We start from the raw sequence: 25,475 nt of genomic DNA on the forward strand, positions 1-25,475 counted from the left end.
TCCGACTCCCGGCCCGGCCCGGTCCCGGCTGCTAGCCTCCGCCGATGACTGACGAACCTCGCACCGCGGGCGTGCGTTTCGACGACGACAAGCTCGTCCTGGAGGAGTACCGGGACCAGAGCGGCCTCTACTACGCGTTTCCGGGCGCCGCGCCGGACACCTTTCCGGACACCGTCCCGGAGACCTTCGCGGACGGCCGGACCGCCGCCGGCCGGCCGGTCGCGCTGCCGCTGCCCGAGGCGCTGCACGCCCGGATCCGCCCCATCGGCACGGCGGAGAGCGTCCTGCGCGCCTGGTCCCAGGGGACTCCCCCGCAGGACACGGCCGCCCTGGACGACCCGACGACCGTCGCCCCGACCCGGGTCCGCGGCGGTGCGATCGTCATCCGTGACGCGCGGATGCTGCTGATCCGCTTCGAGCAGGACGAGGGCTCCCACTACGAGATCCCGGGCGGCGGCGTCGAGGCCGGCGAGACACCGGGAGCGGCGGCGGTCCGCGAACTCCGGGAGGAGACCGGCCTGCACGGAACGGTCGTCCGTGAGGTCGCCCGGATCTGGCGGGGCGGCACCCGGGGCCACTACTTCACGATGGAGACCGAGGGCGAGGTCGGCGCCCCGGAGATCCTCGACAACTACGGCGGCGCCCCGGTCTGGGTCCCGGTCTCCGCGCTGCCGTCCACCCCCCTCTGGCCCCGCCGGCTGTCGTGGCGGATCGCCCACTGGCACGGTTCCGCCTGGCCGGCGCCTCCGGCGGAGCTGGCGGATTCGATCTGGGACCTGGACGCGGCCTGCGCGTGGTGAGGAGCGCGGGCCGGAGACCCGGAGAGTGAAGAGAACCCGCGCACGCGGTGGGGCCGCCGGTGAGCATCTCGCGTACGGCGTCGAACCGGTCGCCGTGGAGGCCGGAGGCGTTCCCGCTTCGCGGCGGTCACCGGCCGGAACGGCCCGGCTGGGCCCCGGTGTCGTCACACCCGTCGTCGGCGATGGCGCGTGGAAGTTCACCGTGTCGTTCCCGGAGAACGTGCCGGACGCGGTGCTCGAGTTCCTGCCCGGCGAGGGCCTCTGGATGCACAGTGCGGCGTACGACAGACACCTCACCGGGTCGGCCTACGCCGGGCGCTTCTTCCTCGACGCGGCGACCGACCGGCTGTACTTCGACACCGTCAACCCGACGCCGCAGGGCACCCCCTAGTCGTTCACCCTCGTGCGCCGCCCGCCGGCCACCTGGCTGCGGACCGCTCCCATGCTCGCCCCGATGACCAGCGCGATCGCCAGCGCGTCGGTGGCGGTCAGAGCCTGGTCGAGGATGAGGAATCCTGCGGTCGCCGCGATGGCCGGTTCCAGGCTCATCAGTACGGCGAACGTGGGCGCGGGAAGCCGGCGCAGCGCCATCAGCTCCAGGGTGTACGGGAGCACGGAGCTCAGCATCGCCACTGCCGCACCCATGGCCACCGTCGACGGCACGGCGAGTTTCGCGCCCGATTCCGCAAGGCCCAGCGGCAGCGACAGCACCGCGGCGACCACCATCGCCAGAGCCAGTCCGTCGGCCTGCGGGAAGCGGCGGCCGGTGCGGGCGCTGAAGACGATGTACGTCGCCCACATCGCGCCGGCGCCGAGGGCGAACGCGGCGCCGAGGGGGTCGAGGCGGTCGAAGCCGCCGCCGCCCAGCAGGAACACCCCGCCCAGTGCGAGCCCCGCCCAGACGAGGTTGACCAGGCGGCGGGAGGCGATCACCGAGAGCGCCAGCGGGCCGAGCACCTCCAGCGTGACCGCCGCGCCCAGCGGAATACGGTCGAGCGCCTGGTAGAAGAGCATGTTCATGGCGCCCATGGCGACGCCGAACGCGACCACCGTGCCCCAGTCGGCCCGCGAGTGGCCGCGCAGCTTCGGACGGCACACGGCCATCAGGACGACCGCGGCGACCGCCAGCCGGAGCGTGACCACCCCGAGTGCACCCGCCTTCGGCATCAGCAGCGCCGCTACCGCCGAGCCGAACTGCACGGACAGTCCGCCCGCGACGACCAGTGCCACCGGAGCGAGGGCCGCCCTGCGGCCACCCTGACGCCGTACCGGAGGTACGGGGCCCGCCGCGTCCAGGGCCGACACCGCCTCCGGTAGGGCGACGGCTGCTGCGGCCGGCTCTGCGGCACTGCGCTGGTCGTTCACGTGGCGGCCTTCGTCCTCGATGAGCTGAGCGGAATGGAGTTCACTGTGTTGCACTTACCGATTTAAGATACTGCACTGTCGGCGTGCGGCCCGCCTCTTCACCGTAGAGGCCTCCGCGCGGCGCGTGAAATGCCGCGTGCGCTCCCGTTATGCTCCCCACGCATGAGCACAGGACAGGGCCCGGCGCACGGCTCCGGGCAGGGTGCGGGGCACGGCTCCGGACGCCCCGTCGAGCTGCGCCATCTCCGCGCCTTCCTCGCCGTCGCCGATGCGGGCAACGTCACCCGCGCCGCAGCCGCGCTCGGGCTCACCCAGCCCGCCGTCTCCCGCACCCTCGCCGCCCTGGAGCAGCACCTCGGAGTCCGGCTCGTGGACCGCTCCACCCACCACCTCGCCCTCACCCCCGAGGGTGTCGTCTTCCGGGACAAGGCCGCCGCCGCGGTGGCCGCCTTCGACGAGGCGGTCGACTCCGGCGGCCTGCGCCACTGGCCGCTGCGGCTCGGTCACGCCTGGTCCGCGCTCGGCCCGTACACCACACCGCTGCTCCGCAGCTGGCAGGAGCGGTACCCGCAGACGCCCCTCGAACTGCTGCGGATCGACGACCGCACGGCCGGGCTCACCCGCGGCGAGGTCGACGCGGCGCTGCTGCGCGGGCCCGTCGACACGCCGGGGCTGGTCACCGAGGTGCTGTTCGACGAGGACCGGGTGGCCGCGGTGACCGCGGACGGGCCGCTCGCCGTGCACCGCACACTCCGTCTCGCCGATCTCGCGGACGGCACCATCGTCCTCAACACCGTCTCCGGCACCACCACCGTCGACTTGTGGCCGCCGCACGCCCGCCCCGCCGCCACGCTCACCGTCGCCAACACCGACGACTGGCTGACCGCCATCGCCGCCGGCCGCGGCTCCGGGGTGTCGGCCGCTTCCACCGCCGCCATGCATCCGCACGCCGGGGTCGCCTACCGTCCGCTGGTCGACGCCCCGACCGTCCCGCTGCTGCTCGCCCGGCGTGACGCGCCCGGCCATCCGGCACTGCCGAAACTCGCCGCGCTGGCCCGCGAGATCATCGGAGAAGACGCCCCCGGGTGAGGGAATTTCCTTGCCCGGCTGCGGAGTTGGGGTGCGGTGAGGGCCGAGCGGAGGCCGGCCGCCATCTGGGGGGATCACCATGACGAACGACATCACCGTGCACGGGACCGTCGCACCCGGCTTCGAAGGCGTACGGGAGACGTATGCCGCCGTGCTCGCCGAGGACACCACCGAGCCCGGGTCCCAGCTCGCGGTGCTGCTGCACGGCCGGACGGTCGTCGATCTCTGGGCCGGGGACGGGATCGAGGCCGATTCGCTTCCGGCCGTGTTCTCGTCCACCAAGGGCGCCGCCCACCTGGTCGTCGCGCTGCTGGTCCAGGACGGCGTCCTCGACCTGGACCGGACGGTCGCCTCCTACTGGCCCGAGTTCGCCGCGGAGGGCAAGGGCGAGCTGACCCTGCGGGAGCTGCTCGCGCACGCCTCCGGGGCGATCGGGGTGGAGGGCGGTTTCACGGACGAGGAGCTGGCCGACGACCGGTTGCTCGCGGCCCGGCTGGCGGGTCAGAAGCCGTTCTGGAAGCCCGGCACGGCGTACGGGTACCACGGCCTGGTGATCGCGGCCCTCACCGGCGAGGTGGTGCGGCGGGCGACCGGGCGGTCGATCCGGGAACTCTTCGAGGAGCGGATCAGGGTCCCCTACGGGCTGGACCTCTACCTGGGGCAGCCTGCGGCGCTCGAACCCCGCTACGTCGCCGTCCGGCCCATGGCGCCCACTGCGGAGCAGGCGGCCGCGCTGGCGCTCGCTCCGGTCGACCCTACGAGCCTCATGGCTGTCGCCTTCAACTACCCGACCGATCTGGTCGCCTGGATCAACACCCCGTCCGTACGGGCGCTCGGACAGGCCTCGGTGGGCGGCGTGGGCTCGGCTCGCGGGCTGGCCGGGATGTATGCGGCCGCCATCTCGCATGTGGACGGCCGGCCCCCGCTGCTCGAAGCACGGACGCTGGCCGAGTTCGCCCGGCTGCACGCCGTCGGCACCGACCTGGTGACCGACGAGAAGGACCACTTCGGGCTCGGCTTCGAGCGGCCGTCGGTCCCGTACCCGTCGTTGGGTGAGGGGGCGTTCGGGCACTGCGGCGCGGCGGGGTCGCAGGCGTTCGCCGATCCGGCCAGTGGACTGGCGTACGGGTATACGCGTCGCCGGTACGCGTTCCCGGGCGGGGCGGCTCCGGAGAACGAGCGGTTGGTGGCAGCGGTGGTGCGGGCGGTGGAGGAGCGCTGATCGCTCCCCGCCACACCCCTTCTTGCACCCGGGACCCTGCTGCTCACCCGCCGCGGGGGCCCGGGGTGTCGTCGGCGGGACCTCGGCAGCCCTCCGCCAGCAGTTCGGCCAGGTGCCTCCCCCGCACACCCGCCAGCTGTGCCAGCTGAGTGCGGCAGGAGAAGCCGTCCGCAAGGACCTGCGTGCCGGGTTCCGCGTCCCGTACCGAAGGCAGCAGCTGCTCCTCCGCACAGGCCACCGACACCCCCCAGTGGCCCCGCTCGAAACCGAAATTCCCCGCAAGTCCGCAGCAGCCGCCGCTCAGTTCGCCTGTCAGTCCGGCTCGTTCGCGCAGCCGCCGTTCCGCCGCGTCGCCGAGGACCGCATGCTGGTGGCAGTGCGTCTGGCCGACGACGGGGCGGTCCAGGCGCGGGGGCTGCCAGTCGGGGGCGTACTCCTCCAGGTACTGCGCCAAGGTGCGTACAGAGGCGCCGAGTTCGATGGCGCGGGGGTCGTCGGGGAGGAGTTCGGGCAGGTCCGTACGGAGGGTGGCGGCGCAGCTCGGCTCCAGGACGACGAGCGGATCGCCGAGGGAGGGCGCCATCCGGTCCAGCGTGCGGCGCATGACCGTACGCGCCTTGTCCAGCTGGCCCGTCGACACATAGGTGAGGCCGCAGCACACGCCCCGCGCGGGGAGGACGGGCGTGCGGCCCGCCGCCTCCAGGACCCGGACCGCCGCCCTGCCGACCTCCGGCGACAGATGGTCGGTGAAGGTGTCCGGCCAGACGGTCACCACCCGGTCGCTCGGCAGGGTCACCGCCCTGCCGCCCCGGCGCCTGCCGGCCCACCGGCTGAACGTCTCCCCCGCCAGTACCGGAATCGTCCGCTCCGGCGCGATGCCTGCCAGCCGTTTCGCGAGGGCGGCGAGCGGGCGGACACGGGCCAGCGCGTTCAGCACCCCCGCGAACGGCGCGGCGAGCCACAGCCACTGCGGCAGCCGGCCCATCGCGTAGTGGGCTGCGGGGCGCAGCCGCCCCCGGTAGTGGTGGTGCAGGAACTCCGCCTTGTACGTGGCCATGTCCACGCCCACCGGGCAGTCGCTCCGGCATCCCTTGCAGGACAGGCACAGGTCGAGCGCACCGCGCACCTCCTCGCTGCGCCAGCCGTCCGTGACGACCTCACCCGCGAGCATCTCGTGCAGCAGCCGGGCCCGGCCGCGGGTGGAGTGGGCCTCCTGGCCGGTCGCCCGGAACGACGGGCACATCACGTCCCCGCCCGTCGGCCGGGCCGTACGGCACTTGCCGACGCCGACACACCGTCGCACGGCCGCCGAGAAGTCGCCGCCGTCGTCCGGGTAGCCGAAGGTGACGTCCACCGGGCGTTTCGGCAGGACGTCGAAACGGAGGTTCTCGTCGAGGCGGGCGGGGCGGGCGAGCACGCCGGGGTTCATCCCGCCGTACGGGTCCCAGGCGTCCTTGAACTGTCCGAAGAGCGCGACGAGTTCGTCCCCGTACATGCGGGAGAGCAGTTCGGCCCGCGCCAGCCCGTCGCCGTGTTCTCCGCTCAGTGAGCCGCCGTGCGCGACGACGAGCTCGGCCAGTTCCTCGGAGAAGCGGCGGAAGCGGGCCACTCCGTCGCCGCTCAGCAGGTCGAAGTCGATGCGTACGTGGATGCAGCCTTCGCCGAAGTGCCCGTACGGGGTGCCGCGCAGCCCGTGCCCGGCGAGCAGGGACCGGAATTCGCGCAGATACGGGCCGAGGCGGGCGGGCGGTACGGCGCAGTCCTCCCAGCCGGGCCAGGCCTCGCTGCCGTCGGGCATCCGGGTCGCGGTGCCGGACGCGTCCTCCCGGATGCGCCACAGGGCCCGCTGACCGGCCGGCTCGGTGACGACGGCCGCGTCCACGGCGTCGGCCGCCCGCAGGATGCGTTCGGCGTGTGCACGCGCCTCGGCGGGGGTGGCACCGCCGGTCTCGACGAAGAGCCAGGCTCCGCCGCGCGGCAGGCCGGCCGGTTCACGCACGAGGTCGGCGGCCATGCCCTCGACGGTCAGGGGGTGGTACGGGAGGAGGCCGGGGGCGGCTTCGGCGGCCGCGGACTCGTCGGCGTACCCGAGTACCGCGAGTGCGCGGGCCCGGGGCACTTCGACCAGCCGGACGGTCGCCTCCGTCACCACGCCGAGCGTGCCCTCGCTGCCGCAGAAGGCACGGACGAGGTCCGGGCCGCGCTCCGGGAGCAGGGCGTCGAGGGCGTATCCCGAGATCCGGCGCGGGAGTTCGGGGAATCCGGTGCGCAGGAGGGCGAGGTGGCCCGCGGCGAGTTCGCGGAGGCCGGCGGGGGCACCGTTCCAGCCGCCGCGTCCGGTCAGCCCGATCGTGTCGCCGCCGTAGCGGGCGACGGTCAGCGCCTCGACGTTGTCGGCGGTGGTGCCCCAGGCCACCGAGTGGGAGCCGCAGGAGTTGTTGCCGATCATCCCGCCGAGCGTGCAGCGGCTGTGCGTGGACGGGTCGGGGCCGAAGGTGAGGCCGTGCGGTGCGGCGGCCGCGCGCAGGTCGTCCAGGACCACGCCCGGCTGGACGACGGCCGTACGGGACGCGGCGTCCAGCTCGACGACCGACCGGAGGTGGCGGGTGAGGTCGAGAACCACACCGGTGCCGGTGGCCTGCCCGGCGATGGACGTACCGCCGCCGCGCGGCACGACGGGGACCTCGTGTGCGCGGCAGACGGCGAGCGCGGCGGCGACGTCGTCGGCGTCGCGCGGGGCGACGACGCCGAGCGGCACACGGCGGTAGTTGGAGGCGTCCATCGTCATCAGTGCCCGCGCGGCGGCGTCGAACTCCACCTCTCCGCGCACGGCGCTGGAGAGGGCTCGCGCAAGGGAGGTCCGGTCCTGCTCGTCAGCCATGTGCCCAGGATGCCGCCGATCGGGCCGCCGCCCGGCCGCCGGAGCCGACCGCCCCCCGCGTTTCCCCCGAATACGTCGGTACGTCGGAATTCGTCAGGCTCACGGTCACATACGCAACAGAGAACGCCACAAGCGCTTCACAAACAGATCGTCAATTCTCATATAGTGGCCCGGACTTGATTAGGAATTATCAGATCCAGTTATTACGTTCACCCCTTCCCGTACCCGACTGTCCGGATCCGTCCTGTACCGCACCGTCCGCCCCCCAAGGAATCCGCTTGCGCTCCTCATCACGGCCGGCCGCACTGGCCCTGCTGGTCTCGGCGGCCCTCACCGGTTCCCTGTGTCTGTGGGCGGTCACAGCCGCTCCCTCCTCGGTCAGAACCCCACTGGCCTGGGGGGCGGGCGCCGCCGCCGTACTGCTGTCCGTCGCGGTGGCCATCGCCGTCCACTCCCGGGCCGCCCTGCGCCTGCTGCGCGCGCGCCACGCGGCGGAGGCCGAGCGGTTCAGCGCCGAGACCTCGCGCATGGTGTCGTCGTCCGCGGCCGAGGCCCAGCGGTTCACCGCGGAGACGGCCAGGATCAAGGCCGCCGCCTCGGCCGAGACCGCCAAGGTCGCCGAGCAGGCGGCCGCGGAGACGGCCAGGATCGCCGAACAGGCGGCCGCCGAATCAGCCAGGCTGGGCGCCGAGACCGAGCGGCTGGGCGCGGAGATCGAGCGGCTCACCGCACGCGCGGCCCGCAGCGACACCCTGCGCTCCGCCGCGGTCGCCGCCTGCGCCAACGCCGCGGGCCGGATGCAGGCCCTCGCAACCAGCATGCTCGCCGACCTGCGCGAGATGGAGCACCGGCACTCCGCCGAGGACGTTCTCGGCGATCTGCTGCACCTGGACCACCGCACCGCCCAGGCGGGGCGGCTGGCCGACTCCATCGCCGTGCTGACCGGGGCCCGCTCCGGGCGCCGGTGGGCGAAACCGATCAGGATGGAGTCCATCCTGCGCGGCGCGATGGGCCGGATCAACGGCTACCAGCGGATACGTCTCCACTCGGCCAGCGACGTCGCCATCGCCGGCCACGCCGCTGAAGGGGTCATGCACGCCCTCGCCGAACTCCTCGACAACGCCGCTAACTTCTCGCCGCCCACGGCGGAAGTCCATGTGTACGTCGAGGAGGTGCCGGCCGGTGTCGTACTGACCGTCGAGGACAGCGGTCTGGTGATGAGCGAGGTGCAACTGCGGCGCGCCGAGCGTGCGGTGTCGGCCACCGACCAGGACCTCACCGCCCTGTCCGGCACCCGGCTCGGCCTCGCCGTCGTCGGCCGGCTGGCCCGGAAGCACGGACTGACGGTGTCGTTCCGGCCGTCCGCGCGGGGCGGCACGGGGGCGCTGATGATGCTTCCCCAGGAACTGATCACCCGGATCCCGGTGACCGCCCCGGAACCCGCCCCGGTCCTCGCGGCGGCCCCCGCCCCGGAACCCGCCGCCGCGGCACCGGAGACCGGCCCCGCGTCCGACGCGCCCCGCACCGGCACGGCGCCCTCCGAGCCCTCGGCATCCGAGCCGGCGGTCGGCGACAGCGGCCTGCCCAAGCGCCCCCGGGGCCGTACCCTCGCCGCCGCCGAGTCCCGTACCCGCACGAACGGCACCACCGCACCTCCCCGGCCCCGTACCGCCGACCCCAAGGAACAGGCGGCACGCTTCAGCAGCTTCCGCCAGGCTGTACGGCCCCACTCCCCGCACCCGGAAGGCAACACCCCATGACCGCGACCACCGACGAGAAGCTCAACTGGCTGCTGGAGGGGCTCCTGGAGCGAACCCCCGGGACCCGGCACGCCCTCGTCCTGTCCAGGGACGGCCTCAAGCTCTGCCGCACCCCCGAGCTCACCGTCGACCAGGCCGACCAGCTGGCCGCGATCTCGGCCGGCATCCAGAGCCTGTCGCACGGCGCGTCCGTCGAGTTCGGTGACGGCACCGGCGGCGTACGGTCCGCGATGGCCGAGTTCTACGGCGGCGTGCTGTTCATCGTCGAGGCGGGCGCGGGCGCCCATCTTGCGGTCGTCGCCGACGACGACGCCGATGTCGGCCTCGTCGGGCACAACATGAGTGAGCTCGTCGAGCAGCTCGGTGAGCACCTCGTCGCCCCGCCGCGCACGCCCTCGGGGACCGCCGAAGTCACCACCGCCGACGCGACCGCCGACGTATGACCCGCCGCCCCCGCCCCGGCCGGGACGACTCCCCGGACCGGCTGTACACCCTCACCGGTGGCCGCAGCCGGTCCGGTTCGGACGCGTTCGACCTGGTGACGTTGGTGGTCTCCGAATGCGATCCGGTCCCCGGCATGCAGTCGGAGCACATCGCGATCCTGCGGATGTGCAAGCGGCCCACCGCGGTCGTGGAGATCGCGGCGGGCCTCGGCCTGCCGGTCGGCATCGTCCGGATCATGCTGTCCGATCTGCTGGACACCAGCCGGATCAGCGCTCGCCACCCCCGTACCGCCCGTGTCGCGGACCGGCTCCCCGACCCCGACATCCTGGAACAGGTGCTCGTTGGACTCCGCAATCTCTGACCGTGCCGCCCTGCAGGCGACGGCCGACAACGGACTGAAGATCGTCGTCGTCGGCGGCTTCGGGGTCGGCAAGACCACCATGGTCCGCTCCGTCAGCGAGATCCGTCCGCTGAACACGGAAGAGACCATGACCCGCGCCGGCGAGGCCGTCGACCGTCTCGACGGTGTGCAGTCGAAGACGTCCACGACCGTCGCCTTCGACTTCGGCCGGATCACGCTCGATGAACGCTCGGTGCTGTATCTCTTCGGCGCCCCCGGTCAGGAACGCTTCTGGTTCCTGTGGGACCGGCTGTTCGCGGGGACGCTCGGTGCCGTGGTGCTCGTCGACACCCGCCGGCTGGCCGACTCCTGGTACGCCATCGACCGTCTGGAGCACCACGGCACGCCGTTCATCGTGGCGTGCAACGACTTCGGCGGCCCGCTCCACACCGAACAGCAGATACGTGAGGCGCTCGACCTCTCGGACGACGTGCCCCTGGTGGAGTGCGACGCGCGGGACCGTTCGTCGAGCAAGTACGTACTGATCACGCTCGTCGAGCACCTCCAGGCGCTCGCCCAGGGCAAGGTGCCCGCTCCGTCCGCCGCCCGCCCGGAGACCACGCTGCACAGGACCCCGGAGCCCCGCTCGTGACTCGGCCCCCGGTACCCGGCGGCTCCCGTCGCGCACGGCCGCGCACCGCTCTCCACCCCCCGCCCCCAGGAGGCCAGAGATGACCCGCATCGCCCTTGACCCCTTCGTCACCGATCTCGACGGCGAGAGCGTCCGGCTGCGCGCGGCGGGCCCGCTCGCCGAGGTGGAGCTGCCGGGCGGGGTGCACTGCTATGCGGTCACCCACCACGCCGAGGCGCGGCAACTGCTCACCGACAGCCGGGTGGTCAAGGACATCAACGTCTGGAACGCCTGGCAGCGCGGCGAGATACCGATGGACTGGCCGCTGATCGGCCTCGCCAACCCGGGCCGCTCCATGCTGACGGTCGACGGCACGGACCACCGCCGGCTGCGCACCCTGGTCGCACAGGCGCTGACCGTGAAGCGGGTGGAGCGGCTGCGGGCCGGCATCGAGGCGCTGACGACGGCGAGCCTGGACCGGCTGTCGGCGCTGCCCCGGGGCGAGCAGGTCGACCTCAAGGCGGAGTTCGCGTACCCGCTGCCGATGAACGTGATCAGCGAGCTGATGGGCGTGGACGGCGCCGACCATCCGCGGCTGAAGGAGCTCTTCGAGAAGTTCTTCTCGACACAGACGCCGCCGGAGGAGGTCCCGCAGATGATGGCGGACCTCGGCGCCCTCTTCACGAGGATCGTCGACGCCAAGCGCGAGAACCCGGGCGACGATCTGACGAGCGCCCTGATCGCGGCGTCCGAGGACGGCGACCACCTCACCGACGAGGAGATCGTCAACACCCTCCAGCTGATCGTCGCGGCCGGTCACGAGACGACGATCAGTCTGATCGTGAACGCGGTCGTGGCCCTCCAGTCCCACCCCGAGCAGCGCAAGCAGGTGCTCGGCGGGGAGGTGCCGTGGGAGAACGTGATCGAGGAGACCCTGCGCTGGAACACCCCGACCTCGCACGTGCTGATCCGGTTCGCCACGGAGGACGTCGAGGTCGGCGACAAGGTGCTGCCGAAGGGCGAGGCGCTGATCGTCTCCTTCGGTGCGCTGGGCCGCGACGAGGCGCAGTACGGGCCGACCGCCGGTGACTTCGACGTCAGCCGCTCCCCCAACCGCCACATCGCGTTCGGCCACGGACCGCATGTGTGCCCGGGTGCGGCTCTGTCGCGGCTCGAGGCAGGGGTGGCGCTGCCCGCGCTGTACGAGCGGTTCCCGGATCTGGAACTCGCCGTCCCGGCCTCCGAGCTGCGGAACAAGCCGATCGTCACCCAGAACGACCTGTACGACCTGCCGGTCGAGCTGGGCTGATCCGCTGTCCGAGGTGGTCCACGAGCCGGATCGGGCGTCTCATCGGACGGACACGGGCCTCGGCCGTGTCCCCGAGGCACTACGCTCCGGTTCGTGGCCGATATCCAGATTCCCGCTGACATCAAGCCCTCCGACGGACGCTTCGGCGCCGGTCCTTCCAAGGTGCGGACGGAGGCGCTCGACGCGCTGGCCGCCACCGGAACGTCTCTTCTCGGTACGTCCCACCGCCAGGCCCCGGTCAAGAACCTGGTCGGCTCGGTGCGTCAGGGTGTGCGCGACCTCTTCTCCCTCCCCGAGGGCTACGAGGTGATCCTGGGCAACGGCGGCTCGACCGCCTTCTGGGACATCGCGACGCACGGCCTGATCGAGACGAAGTCCCAGCACCTCAACTTCGGTGAGTTCTCCTCGAAGTTCACGAAGGCCGCGAAGCTGGCCCCGTGGCTCGCCGACCCGAGCGTCATCTCCTCCGACCCGGGCAGCCACCCGGAGCCGCAGGCGGAGGCCGGCGTGGACGTCTACGCGTTCACGCACAACGAGACGTCGACCGGTGTCGCCATGCCGATCAAGCGCGTCGCGGGCGCCGACGAGGGCTCGCTGGTCCTGGTGGACGCCACCTCCGGCGCGGGCGGTCTGCCGGTCGACGTCGCCGAGACGGACGTCTACTACTTCGGACCGCAGAAGGTCTTCGCCGCCGACGGCGGCCTGTGGATCGCCGCCTTCTCCCCGGCGGCCCTGGAGCGCGCCGCGCGGATCCACGCCTCCGGCCGGCACATCCCGGAGTTCTTCTCGCTGCCGACGGCGATCGACAACTCGCTGAAGAACCAGACGTACAACACCCCGGCCCTGGCCACGCTGTTCCTCCTGAACGAGCAGCTGACCTGGATCAACGGCCAGGGCGGCCTGGAGTTCTCGACCGGCCGCAGCGCCGCGTCGGCGCGGAACCTGTACGGCTGGGCCGAGGAGTCGAAGTACGCGACCCCGTTCGTCACCGACCCGGAGAAGCGCTCGGCCGTCATCGGCACGATCGACTTCGCGGACGAGATCGACGCCGCCGCGGTCGCCAAGGTGCTGCGCGCCAACGGCATCGTCGACACCGAGCCGTACCGCAAGCTCGGCCGCAACCAGCTGCGTGTCGCGATGTTCCCGGCGATCGACCCGGCGGACGTGCTGGCCCTGACGGCCTGCATCGACTACGTGATCGAGAAGCTGTAACGAGCAGTACGTCCACGAGGGGCCTCGGCACGGATCCGTACCGAGGCCCCTCGTGCGTCCCTCACCCCACCGTCTCCGCCAGGACCGCCCGGAGCCGGCCGACGCCCTCCGCCCACGGCGCCCCGTGCCCGCTCTCGCTCCACAGCTCCACCAGCTCGGACGGCTCGGCCATCACCCGGTCGAGGGCCTGAACCGCGAGGCCCCGCAGCTCCACGGGCAGTTCGGGGAGCGGCTCGTCCGGTCCGTACACGGTCGTCACGGGCTCCCCGCCCGGGCACTGCGCGGCCACCAGAGCGGCCGCCGCCACGGCCACGACGGCTTCGTCGGAGTCCAGGTACGCCGTGGTCCCGACGACGGCCGTCAGCGCGTCCCTGACCAGCTCGGCCCGCTTGTCCGGCGGGGCGTCGTCGAGATCCCCCGAGAAGTCCGCTGCGGTGTCATTGTCGAAATGACCGATGTCCCAGGCGCCCATGGTGCCCCTCCCTCTGCGGTCCGGCCATCCTCGCAACCACCACTGACAACGGGCCTGTCCGTGCGCGTCGTCACCTCCCGGCACCGGAAGTGATGTCCGTGCGCTGCCACCGCCGCTCCCCGTCCTCCCACCTGTCGGTGGGGGCGAGTCCCGCCGCCGCGGCCACCGCGGCGGACGCGGCGTGGTCGGGGTGGATGTGCGCGACGACCGTGCGGACCGTGCCCCCGGCCAGCAGGTGTGTCACCAGCCCCGCCGCCGCTTCCTTCGCGTGGCCCACGCCCTGCCACTCGGTACCGACGACCCAGGCGATCTCGGCCTGCGGGCCCGCCACCGTGGCCTGGACCCAGCCTGCCAGGCGGCCGTCGGCGCGTACCCGGAGCACCCAGTTCCACCAGCGTTCCGCAGGGTCGGGAGAGCCGGACTCCCAGCGGGTGTAGCGGGCCCGGAGGGCGTCCGGGGTCTCCGGGGCCCCGCCCGTGAACCTGTGCAGGGCCGGATCGGCGAGGACCATGGCCATCTCCTCGGCGTGCACGGCGCGCAGCGGGAGTGCGTCGAGCCGCTCGGTGGAGAACACCTCGGGCCCGTGGTTCGTCATGGCCGCCCGCCCCTGCCTGCGGACCGCCGGAGCGCCGGCCGGGCGCGGCCGGTCAGCCACGGCTGCGACGCCGGTTCGTGAGGACGAGTACGCCCACGGCGGCGAGCACGATCGCCCCGACCAGCGTGCTGCCCTTCACCGGGTTGCCGCCCCCGCCCCCGTCACCCGCGGGCGACGACGCGCCGCCGCCGTCCTTCGACGGCGCCTTCGCGTCACCGCCGCCGCTCCCGCCTCCGATGTCCACGCGCACCACGTCGCTCCGTACGCCCTCCGAGCCGAACATCAGCGCCGAGCCGTCCGCGGTGTACGTCACCGACTCGGCCTGTCCCTGCAACGGCGCGTCGACCCGGTGGTCGGCGCCGAGCCGCCCGTTCTCGAACGCGTAGCCACGGGCGCTGAAGTAGGACCGCAGCACCAGTTCCCTGCCGTCGGGCGAGAACGCCCCGTCCGTCACCCACGGCACCTCCCCGACCCGCCGGAACACATTGGTCCTGCCGGTGGTGAGCTGCGCGGGCCCTTCGTACAGCCCGCCGCCGTTCTCGTTCTTCGAGGCGATGTAGACCCGGCCGGTCTTCGGGTGGACCATCAGCGCCTCGGCGTTGCGCGCGCCGTCGGCGTACTTCACGTCGAACTGGGTCGCGCGGACCGTCGCGTCCTTCAGCACCTTCGGTTCGGGGAACCGGTAGATCCAGACGTGGTCCCAGCCGCCGTTCAGGTTGTCGCCGATGTCGCCGACGTACAGGTCGCCGTCGGGCCCGAGCGAGATGGCCTCCACGTCGCGCGGTGCGCCGACGCCGCGCATGGTGATCGTCGCGACGGTCTTCCCGGTCCGGGAGTCGACGGCGTAGACGTACGGGCCGTCCTCGCTGTCGTTGTGCGTCCAGTAGATGCCCGGGTGGGCACGGCTGGCGGCGAGGCCGCTGGACTCGGTGATGCGGGGGTCCTCGATCGTGAAGCTGCGGTCGGCAGCTCCGTCGTCGGCCGTGGCCGGGGTCGCGGCCACCCCAGCGAGGACGAGCAGCGCGGCGGCGCCGGAGACAGTCAGATACGAACGCATGGGCCAAGTGTCCATCGTCACGTCGCAGCCCGCCGTGATGATCCGCCATGATGACCGCATGCGTTTCATGTTCGTCGGCGATTCCATGACCATCGGGCGCGCCGGCGACTTCACCTGGCGCTATCGGATGTGGCAGCACCTCGAGGCGGCCTTCGACGGCCCGTACGAGATCGTCGGCCCGCGCACCGAGCTGTACGACAGCGCGACGAACACGCCGGTCTCGTACGCGTACGGCGACCCGGGGTTCCCCGCGGAGGCCCGCCGCCATCTGGCGGGCTGGGGTGAGGGGTGGCTGCACATGGCCCCCGTGATCGCGGACACGGTCGCTGCGACGCGTGCCGACGTGCTGCTCGTATCGCTCGGCCTGATAGACCTCGGCTTCTACACCGACAGCGGGCAGACGGCCGAGAACGTCCGCGCGTTCCTCACCGCCGCCCGCACCGCCAACCCGCATGTCCGGGCCGTGCTCCTGCCGGTGATACCGAACGTCCGGGCCGAGTCCGACGCCCCGTTCGCCGCCGAGTGCGACCGCTTCAACGAGCTGCTCGCAAAGGCCGTCGCCGATCTCGACGAGCCGACGTCCCCGATCCTGCTGGCGTCGCGCCCCGCCTCGTACGACATCCACGCGGACACGTACGACGGTACGCACCCGGGCCCCACGGGCGAACAGAAACTGGCCGCGACGTTCGCCGACGCGATGCACCAGGCGTGGGGCGTAGGAGGCCCCTACGCCGGGGGTCGCGCACTCCTGGTCTGACGGCGCCGCGGCCGGCGTGAATCCGCCGGAACGCCGGCTCGCGTCGCTCCCCGCAGGCCGTCCGGCCCGCCGCGCCCGGGTACGGCGGCTGCCTTGCCGCGGGGGCGGGAGCGGGGTCGCGGGACAAGAAGGCCGGCGACCGCGGGCGGGGGGCCATGCAGGTGATCAGCCCCGCCTCGGGGGTCATCACGAGGATCAGCCCGAGCAGCACGCACGCGCCGGCCACAGCGGTGGGCACGCCCCTGTGCCCCGGAGCTGCGGAGCGCCGCGGCCACGCAGACGGCTCACGGCGGTCCGAGCATGGTCAGGGAGAACTGGGTCAGCTCCTCCGTCAGCCGGTCCGGCGTGATCTGGCGCGGACGCCGGCCGTGCTGGGCGAGCAGCTCGTCGACGGAGTGGGTCATCACCATGACGGCCACCCGCTGATCGCCGTCGCCGACTTCGCCCCGCTCCACGGCGCGCTCGGCCTCACAGGCCAGGAACTCGGACCACATCGTGCGCCACATCGCGAGATGGTCGTCCACCGCGCGGCTCACCCCCAGCACTTCGACGAACGCCACCCGTGCGCCGCGCGGATCTTCCGTGACCGCCTGCACATAGGCGTCGAAGAGGCGGCGGAACCGCTCCTCGGCCGCGCACTCGTCCACGCCGTCGGAGAGCAGGACCGCCTCGGACGCGCGCAGTCCACGGGTCGCCACCTCGTCGTACAGCGCGATCAACAGCGCTTCCGGCGAGGTGAACTGCTGGAAGAAGGCGCGGACCGGCACCTTCGCCTCGGCGCAGAGCTGCTCGACCGTCGTGTGCGCGTAGCCGTACGCGGCGAACAGGTCACGTCCGGCCCGCAGAAGCCGGCTGCGCCACTGCGCACGGTCCTCGACTTCCGCAAGGACCGCCCCGACCGCCTCGCCCGTCCCCGCTCCACGGCTGACCCAGGCATCCACCACAGGCACTCCTTCGTCGGCCCCGGCAATCCCGACACGGAGCGGCAAACCCAGGCAATGCCCCCATTGTTCCCGTTATGTCCCCCAAGCGGAGGATCCGCCACGCCTTCGGACCCGCCGGCCGGAAGGCGGGCAGCAGTGACCCCAACTGCGTTCATCGGCCGCACCGGTGCCGCCGCGGGCCGGCCCTTCCCGCAATACGACGGAGAGTTGACGCCGCATCCGGTACCGGCCGGCCCATGACCGGCCGGGCGGGGCTCCGGCTCAGTCGCCCGAGCCGGAGGTGACGGCGTTGCGCCAGACGGTGAGGTCCAGAGTCATGTACGTACTGGGCGAGTCCTGGTCCGAGAAGCCCTGCACCGTCACGAGTCCCATGTGACCCGTCCCCGTGATGACGCAGATCTGCCGCCCCTTCGAGAGCGTGTTCACGTAGATGTTCGCGGCGAACCGGGTTTCCTGGAGGCAGGTGTCGAGCGATCCCTCCTGCGCCGGATCGAGCAGCACCAGGTTGCCGCCCTCGCTCTCCGCGTCGAGGTACCCGCCGGTGTCGTAGGAGAGTTCGTACCCACCGTCCTCACCCTTCTCGGGCCGGAGGCTGTCGTCACCGAGCGTCAGGTGATAGCCGGCCGTGAGGTTGATGCCCTTGCCGACGACGGGCTTCGGCGCGGGCTTGGCGGACGGCGTGGACGCGGCCGTCTCGCCGCCGCTGCTCTCCTGACTCTCCGGCGTGCCCTGCCCACCCTGCCCACCCTGCCCGTCCTGCACCGGGCCGTCGCCCTGTGTCTGCTCCCCCTTGTCCTTGAGCAGGAGGTAGGTACCGCCACCCGCAACACCGAAGACCAGCGCGGCGGCAAGGGCGATGACCGCTCCACGCCTGCCCGCGCTCTTCGGCGGCCGGGGAGCCTGCGGGACGGGCTGTCCGGGATACATGGGGCGCGTCTGCGGGAACCCGGCGGCCTCGGTCGGGGCGTACGCGTGGGCGTGGGGCTGCGCCTGGGCGGGCGTCCGGTACTGCTGCTGAGGGGGCTGGTACGCCACGGGCGGGCCGAAGCCCGCGGGTGCGGCAGCCGGGGCCACCGGCGTCGTGGGCGAGTACGCCACGGACGGGGCGGTGGCCGGGGGCGGCGGAGTCTGGACGGGGGCGGGGGCCGCCGCCCGTACGGTGATGTCGGCGGCGACCGGGCCGGGCAGCCAGTCCTCCGGGCGGCGCAGCACCGTCTCCGCGTTCGCGGACTGGCACAGCGCGATGACCTCCGCGATCGACGGCCTGCCCTCGGGGTCCTTGGCGAGGCATCGGGTGACCAGCTCCGTCAGCCGCTCCGGCACCCCGCTGAGGTCCGGCTCCTCATGGACGATCCGGTAGAGCACACCGTGCGAGGTCCCCTCACCGAAAGCCGGCGTCCCCGTCGCCGCGTACGCCGCGACCTGACCGAGCGCGAAGACGTCGGTGGCCGCGGTCACCCTGCGCCCGGCAGCCTGTTCGGGGGCCATGAACGAGGGCGTGCCGATGGTGACACCGCTCCCGGTGAGCGAGGTCGCGTCGGCGGCGTAGGCAATACCGAAGTCGATGACGCGGGGCCCGTCGGCGGCGAGCAGCACATTGGACGGCTTGAGATCGCGGTGCACGATGCCCGCGCCGTGGATGACGTGCAGGGCCTCGGCCATGCCCGCGATCAGCAGCAGTACGGTGTCGACCGGCAGCGCCCCATGGGCGATGACCGCATCGGCGAGCGAGGGCCCCGGCACGTACGCGGTGGCCAGCCAGGGCTGCCCACCGTCGGTGTCGGCGTCGATGACAGGTGCGGTGAACAGGCCCTGCACCCGCTGCGCGGACTGCACTTCCTGGGCGAACCGGCGCCGGAACTCGGCATCCTCACCGAATTCGGGGCGGATCACCTTGATGGCCACGGGTCGCCCACCGGGCGTGTACGACAGATACACCTTGCCCATGCCGCCCGCGCCGAGCTTGGCGGCAAGCCGGTAACCGCCGATGGTGGCCGGATCGTCCGCCGCGAGCGGCTGGAAGACCTGGGAAGAACTCCCCCGGGCCGGGTGCTGACTACTCATCAATTCACGTCTCCCCCGTGGAACATCGACATCGAGACGGCACCCTATCCAAGGACGGCCCGTCGGCGCCCCCCTGCCGGGACGCACCGAACCCTGGTCGCCGAGCAGTTGGTTCGGGCGACCACTCGGCGGCACAACTCGCCATCGGGAGTCGTGATGCCGACAGGACCGGTGCCGGCTGCGGGGATGGGCGGGAGGCCGATCCGGTCAGGAGCCGGCAGGGCGCCCACCCGCATCCTCTGCCAGAACGTCCACCGTCAGCTCGTGCAGCAACACCGCATCCACGAACGGCGTCGAGACGGTCGGCCGGGAGCGCCAGTCCAGCGGCCAGGTCGGTCCCCGCAGTGCGGGCACCCCGACGAACGCCGCCGTCCGCCCACCCCGGCTCATCACTTCCGCCCCTGCCGGCCAGTGGTGCGCGTTCGCGGACAGCGGCGGCACCAGGAAGTACACGCCCTGCTCCCCCACCCTCGAGCGCACGATGGGCCCCGCGTCGAGCCCGGTGAACCGAATGATTTCGCAGGCGACTTGCTCTCCGGCCACGCCGGTGATCCGTACGGCATCGAAGTGGATGCCCGCACAGCGAAGAGCATGCCCGCGCGCAGGCACCCACGAAGGCGCCGGGTCCGGTGAACTTTTCCGTTCCATACGGAAAGTGTGAGGCCGCGCACGTACCGTGACCAGGGACACAAGGCGTCTGTGCACTCTTGTGCACTTGGGAGGTGGGTTGTGCACTCCGGCGGCCAAGGGGGCGGCACTGCCCAGATGTTCGGGACGTTGTTGCGCTTCTACCGGGAACAGGCGGGACTGTCGCAGGAGGTCCTGGGTCTGAGAATCGGCTTCTCCAAGTCGCAGGTGGCGATGGTGGAACGGGGGCAGCGGCCACCGAAGGGAAGCTTCATCGCGCGGGCGGACGAGGCGTTGGGAGCACAAGGTGCACTGAATGCGGCGGGAGCGGAGCTGCGGACCAGCCATTTGCCCTCGTGGTTCAAAGAGTTCGCCGGGGTGGAGACCGGGGCCTGCGCGCGGCACCAGTACGAGACGCACTCGGTGCCCGGTCTGCTCCAGACGGAGGAGCATGCCCGCGCGGTCTTCACCAGCCACCATCCGTCTCTCGACGATGAAGAGATCGAAGGGCGGGTCGCGGCCCGTTTGAAACGGCAGGAGTTGCTCACCCGCAGACCAGTCGCAGACATCGGCTTCGTCTTGGAGCTGCATCCGCTCACGCGGCCCATCGGGGGCCACCAGACACGCAAAAGGCAGCTGCGCCACATCCTCGACGTGGCGCAGCTGCGGAACGTACAGATACAAGTGATGGCGCCGGACCGGACCACTCACGCGGGACTCAATGGTCCGTTCGTCCTGCTGGAGACGGCTGAACGGAGCCGCCTCGCCTATATCGAAGGACAGAGCGGCAGCTTCTTCATCACCGAACAGCCTGACCTGGGGGACCTGTTCGGAAAGTATGGGATTCTGCGGGCGCAGGCGCTCAGCCCGGAAGCGTCCATGAAGCTGATCGAAGAGGTGGCAGGGGAAGAATGAGCACCGACCTCAACTGGTTCAAGAGCAGCTACAGCGGCGATCAGGGCGGCGACTGCGTCGAGGTCGCCACCCGCCCCCGCACCGTCCACGTCCGCGACTCCAAGGACCTCACCGTCCCCGCTCTCGCCCTCTCCCGCGCCGCCTGGACCGCCTTCCTGGGGTATGCCGCCGCTCAATAGGGTGGAGGCATGTCCCACGAGTCACCCCTGATCCAGAGTCTGCGTACCGCTGTTGCCGCGGCGCCCACCGACGTACCGCTTCGGCTGCATCTTGCCGAGTTGCTGCTCGGTGAGGGACTGAGCGACGCCGCCGTCAGCGAAGCCGCCGTCGCGCTGCAGCATGCGCCGGGCGACGCCGGTGCGCGAGCGCTCATGGTCCGGGCGATGGAAATGCCCGCACCCGAGGCCCCCCAGGGGCCGGCGGCACCCGCTCCGACGGGGTTCGACTGGCGTGCCGCCGAGGACCAGGTCAAGGACGCCGTACCGCCCCGCTTCGTCACGTCCGAGACGCCCGAGGCGCCCGTCCCCGTCGCCGGCCAGGGCGACCCCGGTGACGCCGCCGTCTGGGAGGTCGATACTCCCGGTTCCGTCACGCTCGCCGACGTCGGCGGCATGCAGGAGATCAAGGACCGTCTCGAAGCCGCCTTCCTCGCTCCCATGCGCAACCCCGAACTGGGCAGGCTGTACGGGAAGAGCCTGCGCGGCGGGCTGCTGATGTACGGGCCGCCCGGCTGCGGCAAGACGTTCATCGCGCGTGCCGTCGCGGGTGAACTCGGGGCGAGCTTCATGTCCGTGTCGATCAACGACGTGCTCGACATGTGGATGGGCAACTCCGAGCGCAACATGCACGAGGTCTTCGAGACGGCCCGCCGCCAGGCCCCGTGCGTGCTGTTCCTCGACGAGGTCGACGCACTGGGTGCCAAGCGGAGCCGCATGCACCACGGGGGCATGCGCAACACCGTCAACCAGCTGCTCACCGAACTCGACGGCGTGGACGGGGCGAACGAGGGCGTGTTCGTGCTCGCTGCGACCAACGTCCCCTGGGACGTCGACATCGCGCTCCGGCGCCCCGGCCGGCTCGACCGCACCCTGCTCGTGCTGCCGCCGGACGCCCCCGCACGCGAGGCGATCCTCCGCTACCACCTGCGTGACCGGCCGATCGAATCCGTCGACCTGGGCAAGCTGGTCAAGGTCACCGAGGATCTGTCCGGCGCCGACCTGGCGCATCTCTGCGAGTCCGCTTCGGAGCGGGCGCTGCTCGACTCGACGCGCACCGGCACGGTCCGGATGATCAACATGAAGGACCTGCTGGCCGCGGCGAAGGAAGTACGGCCGTCCACCGACCCGTGGTTCGCCTCGGCGCGCAATGTGGCGATGTTCGCCAACGAGGGCGGCATGTACGACGAGTTGCTCGCCTACCTGAAGAGGAAGCGGAAGCTGTGAGCACCACGGGGCAGGACCTCACCGAGCAGGCGTCCGCGTTGCTCTCCCTCGACCGCGTCGACGAGGCGAAGGAACTGCTGGCGAGGCGGCTGGCCCAGGACCCCGAGGACGTCCGTGCCTGGGCGAAGCTGGCCCGCTGCCATCTGCGGGTCAAGGAGTACGACAAGGTCGTCGAGGCGACCGGGGCGGCGCTGGCGATCGACCCGGAGTACGTGGACGCGCTGATCGTGCGGACCTACGGGATGCGCCGGACGACGCGGCCGGACGAGTCGCTCGCGGCGGCGCAGGAGGCGGTGCGGCTCGCCCCGCTCATGTGGCAGTCGCATGTCGCGCTCGCCGAGGCGCTCGGTGCCTGGCGGCCGCGCTGGCCCGAGGTACTGGAGGCGGCGCAGGAGGCGGTCCGGCTGGGGCCGGAGGAGACGGCGGCGTACTACGCGCTGTGGAAGGCGTCGTTGCTCAACGGCCGAAGCGACATCACCGCTCTGGCGGTGCGCGAGGCCCTGCGGATCGACCCCACCGACGCGTGGGCGCTGCAGGAGCACGCGGACACGCAGGCCCGGGCGCCCGGGGTGAGACCGAAGAAGCAGGCGGAGGTGTACGCGTCGGCGCTCGCCGCCGACCCGGCCTCGGACCGGATGCGCCTGGGGCTGGACCGTGCGGTGTTCCAGATGCTGCGCGGCACCCGGTGGCTGGCCGTGCTGAGTCTGGTGCTGGCGGGTGGGGCGATCGATCTGTTCCCGTCCGACGGGGACGGCCCCGGGCTGCCGCTGCCGCTCGGCACCCGGCTGTACGCGCTGGCACTGATCGGCGCGATCTGGGCTTTCGGCGCGTGGCGGCGGTACCGGAAGCTGCGGGCAGGGGTGCGGCTGAGCGTGCGGTCGCTGGTGCGGCGGCTGTTCTGGGCGCGGCTGGTGCTGGTGCAGGCGGTGCTGGGGACGCTCTGCGCGGTGGCGATCGTCGCGGTCCCGTGGACGGACCGGGGTGTCCCGCAGGTGGTGTTCTGGGTGGGGCTCGGGCCGACGCTGCTGACGATCTGGTTCGACCGGCCGCGTACGCGGTAGCGGCCACGCGCGGGGGCGTCAACGCTCCGGTTCCTCCACCAGGCCGCAGGCGAAGGGGAACGACTCCAGGAACTCCCGCCGCCCCGGGTCGGGTTCGGCTTCGGCGAGACCCTCGAGCACCTGCAGGAACCGGTTGAGCTGCTCGGACGGCAGTTGCGTGAGCACGTGGGTCAGGCTCTCCGCCATCTTCACCGCGGAGTCGGGGTCCACCTCGTCATCGCCGCAGCTGTCGAGGAACCACAGGCTGTCGACGACCAGCCCGGCAGGCACGGGAACCAGTTGATCGGTGTCGGCCATGCCGAGAACGTAACCCACGTACGACTGGTCAGCGGGCCAGGCGGGGAAGCAGGGAACCCGCGGCGACGATGCCGACGAGGGCGGCGAAGGCGAGGACCGCCAGGTCGAGACCGAGATGGGCCGGCGTACCGATGAGCAGTCCGCGCAGGGCGTCCACCTGGTAACTGAGCGGGTTCACCCTGCTGATGGCCTGGAGCCAGCCGGGCATCACGGCGACCGGGTAGAGCGCGTTGGAGGCGAAGAACAGCGGCATGGTGATGGCCTGGCCGATGCCCATCAGGCGGTCGCGGGTCAGGACGATCCCGGCGATCGACATCGACAGGCAGGAGAAGAATGCCGACGCGAGGACGACCACCACGACCACGCCGAGCAGGCGCAGCGGGTTCCAGGTCATGCCGACCCCGATCACCGCGGCGATCACGATGACGACCGCCGCCTGGATCACGGCTTTCACCCCGGCGGCGAAGGCTTTGCCGGTCACCAGGGCGGTCCGCGGCGTCGGCGTGACCATGAGTTTGGTGAGGACGCCCGAGTCCCGCTCCCAGATGATCATGATGCCGTAGAAGATCGCGATGAACATGGCGGACTGGGCGATGATGCCGGGCGCCAGGAAGTCGAGATACGGGACGCCGCCGGTGGGGATCGCGTGGATGCGGGAGAACGTCACGCCGAAGATCAGCAGCCAGAGCGCGGGCTGCACGGCGCGGGTGTAGATCTCGGTGCGGTCGTGGCGCAGCTTCTGCATTTCGACGACGCACATCGCGGTGACGCGCGCCGGGACGACGCGCCAGCCGGTGCGGGGCGGCGGCGGGTCCAGCAGGAGAGCGAACCGCCGGCCGGGCGAGGCCGGTTCAGCCGAGGCGGTGTGCGGTGCGACGGGTACGGCGGACATCGCGGAACGCTCCCTTCTCGTCGGCGGATCCGGGGCCGGGGTCGTCCAGGCCGCTTCCGGAGTGGTACCGGAAGACGTCCTCCAGGGTCGGCGGCGGCAGGCCGGTCTCGCCGGACTTCCGGCGGTGGGCGACGAGTGCGCTCTTCAGCTGGGCCGGTGTACCGAGCGCGCGGAGTCGGCCGAGGTGCATGAGCGCAAGCCGGTCGCAGCGCTGGTCGGCCTCGTCCATGGAGTGGGTGGTGACCAGCACGGTCATCCCGGTGCCGGTACGGATCTCGGTGATGCGGTCCCAGACGCTGTCGCGCGCGATCGGGTCCAGGCCGATGGTCGGCTCGTCCAGAATCATCAGGCGCGGCGCGCTGACCAGGGCCTGGGCGAGTTCGAGGCGTCGCACCATGCCACCGGAGTACGTGGCGGCGAGCCGGTGCGCCTGCGGGCCGAGGCCGACCGCGTCCAGCGCCTGCCCGACGCGGGCCGCACGCTGCCGACGGGGCACGTCGAAGACCCGGGCGAAGAGGGAGACGTTCTCCCGGCCGGTGAGAGCGGCGTCGGCGGACAGCTGCTGCGGTACGTAACCGAGCAGGCGCCGTACGGCCATCTTCTGCCGGGCGGCGTCATGGCCGAACACCTCGATGACCCCGGCCGGTACGGGCAGCAGGGTGGTGATCGCGCGCATGGTGGTCGTCTTGCCCGCACCGTTGGGCCCGAGGAGGCCGAAGACCTCACCGGGGTGGACCAGCAGGTCGAGGCCGTCGACGGCCTTCGACGTGCCGAAGGAGTAGGTCAGGCCGGTGCAGCTGAGAGCCGGGGTCATGGGGGCTCCTCTCCTTCGCGCAGCGACTCGGCGAGCCGGCGCAGTGACGGGAGCGCGGCGGTCAGCGCGGCCCGGTCCGCCGCGTCGAGCCGCGCGACGTGCTCACGGAAGAGCGCGTCGCGCCGGGCACGCCACTCGCGCAGCCGCTCGACACCCGCGGGGGTCGGGTGGAGCAGCGCCGCACGCCCGTCGCCGGGGTCGGTCTCACGGCGCAACAGCCCTTCCGCGACCAGATGGTTGACCAGGGTGCTGACGGAGTTGGCCGCGAGGCAGAGGTCGTGCGCGGCCGCCGAGACGCGAATGCCCGGCTCGTCGACCACCAGCCGGAGGAGCTCTGCGTGCGCGCCGCGCAGCCGGGGCGCACGCAGGCCGTTCCACAGCCTTCGCCGGGCGAGCCGCTGGATGCGGGGCAGAAGTCCGGCGAGCTCCTCAGGTGGATCACCTGCCGCCATCTGTCCAGTTTAGCTCTGCATGCGAGGTATCGA

Annotated in this window: 27 protein-coding genes; 15 read left to right on the plus strand and 12 right to left on the minus strand. The window is 72.1% G+C overall.

Features of this window, described 5'->3' with window-relative positions:
• The first annotated feature begins 44 nt into the window (after nucleotides 1-44).
• Together OG878_RS17855 and OG878_RS17860 are read left to right on the plus strand one after the other, a co-directional pair.
• A complete protein-coding gene (locus tag OG878_RS17855) occupies nucleotides 45-800 on the plus strand; it encodes an NUDIX domain-containing protein (protein WP_328887703.1) in 756 nt (251 codons plus the stop codon).
• Nucleotides 801-825: 25 nt separating this feature from the next.
• Nucleotides 826-1,191: a hypothetical protein gene (locus OG878_RS17860; RefSeq protein WP_328887704.1), complete on the plus strand. Its 366-nt coding sequence runs from the start codon at nucleotides 826-828 to the stop codon at nucleotides 1,189-1,191.
• Here the strand turns inward: OG878_RS17860 and OG878_RS17865 are convergent.
• Nucleotides 1,188-2,165 (minus strand): EamA family transporter, encoded by a 978-nt coding sequence (locus tag OG878_RS17865; protein ID WP_328891285.1) that lies wholly within the window; start codon nucleotides 2,163-2,165, stop codon nucleotides 1,188-1,190. The genes OG878_RS17860 and OG878_RS17865 overlap by 4 nt on opposite strands.
• A gap of 162 nt (nucleotides 2,166-2,327) precedes the next feature.
• On the opposite strand from OG878_RS17865, the gene OG878_RS17870 reads away from it, so the two are divergent.
• Nucleotides 2,328-3,254, plus strand: a complete 927-nt coding sequence (locus OG878_RS17870; protein ID WP_328887705.1) for a LysR family transcriptional regulator — start codon at nucleotides 2,328-2,330, stop codon at nucleotides 3,252-3,254.
• Between the two features lie 79 nt (nucleotides 3,255-3,333).
• Entirely contained in the window at nucleotides 3,334-4,476 is a 1,143-nt protein-coding gene (locus OG878_RS17875) for a serine hydrolase domain-containing protein (RefSeq protein ID WP_328887706.1), read from the plus strand.
• A 43-nt stretch (nucleotides 4,477-4,519) separates the two neighbouring features.
• Here OG878_RS17875 and OG878_RS17880 read toward each other — a convergent pair whose 3' ends face one another.
• The gene (locus tag OG878_RS17880) at nucleotides 4,520-7,357 is read right to left on the minus strand and encodes an FAD-binding and (Fe-S)-binding domain-containing protein (protein ID WP_328887707.1); all 2,838 of its coding nucleotides are present in this window, start codon (nucleotides 7,355-7,357) and stop codon (nucleotides 4,520-4,522) included.
• A gap of 278 nt (nucleotides 7,358-7,635) precedes the next feature.
• Here OG878_RS17880 and OG878_RS17885 point away from each other — a divergent pair, with 278 nt between their 5' ends.
• The 6 genes from OG878_RS17885 (at nucleotide 7,636) to serC (ending at nucleotide 13,053) form a co-directional block, all read left to right on the plus strand.
• Nucleotides 7,636-9,117, plus strand: a complete 1,482-nt coding sequence (locus tag OG878_RS17885) for an ATP-binding protein (RefSeq protein WP_328887708.1) — start codon at nucleotides 7,636-7,638, stop codon at nucleotides 9,115-9,117.
• Nucleotides 9,114-9,560, plus strand: a complete 447-nt coding sequence (locus tag OG878_RS17890; protein WP_328887709.1) for a roadblock/LC7 domain-containing protein — start codon at nucleotides 9,114-9,116, stop codon at nucleotides 9,558-9,560. The genes OG878_RS17885 and OG878_RS17890 overlap by 4 nt, the downstream gene beginning before the upstream one ends.
• The gene (locus OG878_RS17895) at nucleotides 9,557-9,922 is read left to right on the plus strand and encodes a DUF742 domain-containing protein (RefSeq protein WP_328887710.1); all 366 of its coding nucleotides are present in this window, start codon (nucleotides 9,557-9,559) and stop codon (nucleotides 9,920-9,922) included. The genes OG878_RS17890 and OG878_RS17895 overlap by 4 nt, the downstream gene beginning before the upstream one ends.
• On the plus strand, nucleotides 9,903-10,553 hold the full coding sequence (locus OG878_RS17900) for a GTP-binding protein (protein ID WP_328887711.1): 651 nt from the start codon (nucleotides 9,903-9,905) through the stop codon (nucleotides 10,551-10,553). Before OG878_RS17895 ends, OG878_RS17900 begins: the two co-directional genes overlap by 20 nt.
• A gap of 79 nt (nucleotides 10,554-10,632) precedes the next feature.
• Nucleotides 10,633-11,841 (plus strand): cytochrome P450 family protein, encoded by a 1,209-nt coding sequence (locus OG878_RS17905; RefSeq protein ID WP_328887712.1) that lies wholly within the window; start codon nucleotides 10,633-10,635, stop codon nucleotides 11,839-11,841.
• Between the two features lie 93 nt (nucleotides 11,842-11,934).
• Entirely contained in the window at nucleotides 11,935-13,053 is a 1,119-nt protein-coding gene (gene serC, locus OG878_RS17910; RefSeq protein WP_328887713.1) for a phosphoserine transaminase, read from the plus strand.
• Nucleotides 13,054-13,114: 61 nt separating this feature from the next.
• Here serC and OG878_RS17915 read toward each other — a convergent pair whose 3' ends face one another.
• The 3 genes from OG878_RS17915 to OG878_RS17925 form a co-directional block, all read right to left on the minus strand.
• Nucleotides 13,115-13,525: a DUF4259 domain-containing protein gene (locus tag OG878_RS17915; protein WP_328887714.1), complete on the minus strand. Its 411-nt coding sequence runs from the start codon at nucleotides 13,523-13,525 to the stop codon at nucleotides 13,115-13,117.
• 70 nt (nucleotides 13,526-13,595) lie between these two features.
• Nucleotides 13,596-14,120, minus strand: a complete 525-nt coding sequence (locus tag OG878_RS17920; RefSeq protein ID WP_328887715.1) for a GNAT family N-acetyltransferase — start codon at nucleotides 14,118-14,120, stop codon at nucleotides 13,596-13,598.
• Between the two features lie 52 nt (nucleotides 14,121-14,172).
• On the minus strand, nucleotides 14,173-15,177 hold the full coding sequence (locus OG878_RS17925) for a WD40 repeat domain-containing protein (RefSeq protein ID WP_328887716.1): 1,005 nt from the start codon (nucleotides 15,175-15,177) through the stop codon (nucleotides 14,173-14,175).
• A gap of 58 nt (nucleotides 15,178-15,235) precedes the next feature.
• Between OG878_RS17925 and OG878_RS17930 the strand changes: the two genes are divergently transcribed.
• A complete protein-coding gene (locus OG878_RS17930; RefSeq protein ID WP_328887717.1) occupies nucleotides 15,236-15,934 on the plus strand; it encodes a GDSL-type esterase/lipase family protein in 699 nt (232 codons plus the stop codon).
• 284 nt (nucleotides 15,935-16,218) lie between these two features.
• Here the strand turns inward: OG878_RS17930 and OG878_RS17935 are convergent, their stop codons facing one another.
• The 3 genes from OG878_RS17935 to OG878_RS17945 all read right to left on the minus strand — a co-directional run bounded on the left by OG878_RS17935 (nucleotide 16,219) and on the right by OG878_RS17945 (nucleotide 19,485).
• Nucleotides 16,219-16,878 carry a TetR/AcrR family transcriptional regulator gene (locus tag OG878_RS17935; RefSeq protein WP_328887718.1) on the minus strand — a complete coding sequence of 220 codons (660 nt, stop codon included), beginning with the start codon at nucleotides 16,876-16,878 and terminating at the stop codon, nucleotides 16,219-16,221.
• Between the two features lie 261 nt (nucleotides 16,879-17,139).
• Nucleotides 17,140-18,942 carry a serine/threonine-protein kinase gene (locus OG878_RS17940; RefSeq protein WP_328887719.1) on the minus strand — a complete coding sequence of 601 codons (1,803 nt, stop codon included), beginning with the start codon at nucleotides 18,940-18,942 and terminating at the stop codon, nucleotides 17,140-17,142.
• Nucleotides 18,943-19,149: 207 nt separating this feature from the next.
• Entirely contained in the window at nucleotides 19,150-19,485 is a 336-nt protein-coding gene (locus OG878_RS17945; RefSeq protein WP_328887720.1) for a hypothetical protein, read from the minus strand.
• A gap of 222 nt (nucleotides 19,486-19,707) precedes the next feature.
• Here OG878_RS17945 and OG878_RS17950 point away from each other — a divergent pair, with 222 nt between their 5' ends.
• From OG878_RS17950 to OG878_RS17965, 4 genes are read left to right on the plus strand one after another with little or no spacing between them, the layout of a single operon-like run.
• Complete coding sequence (locus tag OG878_RS17950) at nucleotides 19,708-20,484, plus strand: helix-turn-helix domain-containing protein (RefSeq protein WP_328887721.1); 777 nt, start codon at nucleotides 19,708-19,710, stop codon at nucleotides 20,482-20,484.
• Nucleotides 20,481-20,663 (plus strand): DUF397 domain-containing protein, encoded by a 183-nt coding sequence (locus OG878_RS17955; RefSeq protein WP_328887722.1) that lies wholly within the window; start codon nucleotides 20,481-20,483, stop codon nucleotides 20,661-20,663. Before OG878_RS17950 ends, OG878_RS17955 begins: the two co-directional genes overlap by 4 nt.
• 9 nt (nucleotides 20,664-20,672) lie before the next feature.
• Nucleotides 20,673-21,926 (plus strand): ATP-binding protein, encoded by a 1,254-nt coding sequence (locus tag OG878_RS17960; protein WP_328887723.1) that lies wholly within the window; start codon nucleotides 20,673-20,675, stop codon nucleotides 21,924-21,926.
• A complete protein-coding gene (locus OG878_RS17965; RefSeq protein WP_328887724.1) occupies nucleotides 21,923-22,987 on the plus strand; it encodes a tetratricopeptide repeat protein in 1,065 nt (354 codons plus the stop codon). Before OG878_RS17960 ends, OG878_RS17965 begins: the two co-directional genes overlap by 4 nt.
• Nucleotides 22,988-23,005: 18 nt before the next feature.
• Here OG878_RS17965 and OG878_RS17970 read toward each other — a convergent pair whose 3' ends face one another.
• From OG878_RS17970 to OG878_RS17985, 4 genes are read right to left on the minus strand one after another with little or no spacing between them, the layout of a single operon-like run.
• Nucleotides 23,006-23,284: a hypothetical protein gene (locus OG878_RS17970; protein ID WP_328887725.1), complete on the minus strand. Its 279-nt coding sequence runs from the start codon at nucleotides 23,282-23,284 to the stop codon at nucleotides 23,006-23,008.
• A gap of 28 nt (nucleotides 23,285-23,312) precedes the next feature.
• A complete protein-coding gene (locus OG878_RS17975) occupies nucleotides 23,313-24,176 on the minus strand; it encodes an ABC transporter permease (protein WP_328887726.1) in 864 nt (287 codons plus the stop codon).
• Nucleotides 24,136-24,990: an ABC transporter ATP-binding protein gene (locus OG878_RS17980; RefSeq protein WP_328887727.1), complete on the minus strand. Its 855-nt coding sequence runs from the start codon at nucleotides 24,988-24,990 to the stop codon at nucleotides 24,136-24,138. The genes OG878_RS17975 and OG878_RS17980 overlap by 41 nt, the downstream gene beginning before the upstream one ends.
• Nucleotides 24,987-25,442, minus strand: a complete 456-nt coding sequence (locus OG878_RS17985; RefSeq protein ID WP_328887728.1) for a MarR family winged helix-turn-helix transcriptional regulator — start codon at nucleotides 25,440-25,442, stop codon at nucleotides 24,987-24,989. Before OG878_RS17985 ends, OG878_RS17980 begins: the two co-directional genes overlap by 4 nt.
• Between the last annotated feature and the right edge of the window lie 33 nt (nucleotides 25,443-25,475).

Source organism: Streptomyces sp. NBC_00316, from assembly GCF_036158715.1.
Classification (GTDB): Bacteria; Actinomycetota; Actinomycetes; order Streptomycetales; family Streptomycetaceae; genus Streptomyces.

Coding starts and splice junctions, on each gene's coding strand:
- OG878_RS17855 (WP_328887703.1), top strand. CDS start 45: ATGACTGACGAACCTCGCACCGCGGGCGTGCGTTTCGACGACGACAAG.
- OG878_RS17870 (WP_328887705.1), top strand. CDS start 2,328: ATGAGCACAGGACAGGGCCCGGCGCACGGCTCCGGGCAGGGTGCGGGG.
- OG878_RS17875 (WP_328887706.1), top strand. CDS start 3,334: ATGACGAACGACATCACCGTGCACGGGACCGTCGCACCCGGCTTCGAA.
- OG878_RS17880 (WP_328887707.1), bottom strand. CDS start 7,357: ATGGCTGACGAGCAGGACCGGACCTCCCTTGCGCGAGCCCTCTCCAGC.
- OG878_RS17890 (WP_328887709.1), top strand. CDS start 9,114: ATGACCGCGACCACCGACGAGAAGCTCAACTGGCTGCTGGAGGGGCTC.
- OG878_RS17895 (WP_328887710.1), top strand. CDS start 9,557: ATGACCCGCCGCCCCCGCCCCGGCCGGGACGACTCCCCGGACCGGCTG.
- OG878_RS17905 (WP_328887712.1), top strand. CDS start 10,633: ATGACCCGCATCGCCCTTGACCCCTTCGTCACCGATCTCGACGGCGAG.
- OG878_RS17915 (WP_328887714.1), bottom strand. CDS start 13,525: ATGGGCGCCTGGGACATCGGTCATTTCGACAATGACACCGCAGCGGAC.
- OG878_RS17920 (WP_328887715.1), bottom strand. CDS start 14,120: ATGACGAACCACGGGCCCGAGGTGTTCTCCACCGAGCGGCTCGACGCA.
- OG878_RS17925 (WP_328887716.1), bottom strand. CDS start 15,177: ATGCGTTCGTATCTGACTGTCTCCGGCGCCGCCGCGCTGCTCGTCCTC.
- OG878_RS17930 (WP_328887717.1), top strand. CDS start 15,236: ATGCGTTTCATGTTCGTCGGCGATTCCATGACCATCGGGCGCGCCGGC.
- OG878_RS17940 (WP_328887719.1), bottom strand. CDS start 18,942: ATGAGTAGTCAGCACCCGGCCCGGGGGAGTTCTTCCCAGGTCTTCCAG.
- OG878_RS17950 (WP_328887721.1), top strand. CDS start 19,708: ATGTTCGGGACGTTGTTGCGCTTCTACCGGGAACAGGCGGGACTGTCG.
- OG878_RS17955 (WP_328887722.1), top strand. CDS start 20,481: ATGAGCACCGACCTCAACTGGTTCAAGAGCAGCTACAGCGGCGATCAG.
- OG878_RS17960 (WP_328887723.1), top strand. CDS start 20,673: ATGTCCCACGAGTCACCCCTGATCCAGAGTCTGCGTACCGCTGTTGCC.
- OG878_RS17970 (WP_328887725.1), bottom strand. CDS start 23,284: ATGGCCGACACCGATCAACTGGTTCCCGTGCCTGCCGGGCTGGTCGTC.
- OG878_RS17975 (WP_328887726.1), bottom strand. CDS start 24,176: ATGTCCGCCGTACCCGTCGCACCGCACACCGCCTCGGCTGAACCGGCC.
- OG878_RS17980 (WP_328887727.1), bottom strand. CDS start 24,990: ATGACCCCGGCTCTCAGCTGCACCGGCCTGACCTACTCCTTCGGCACG.
- OG878_RS17985 (WP_328887728.1), bottom strand. CDS start 25,442: ATGGCGGCAGGTGATCCACCTGAGGAGCTCGCCGGACTTCTGCCCCGC.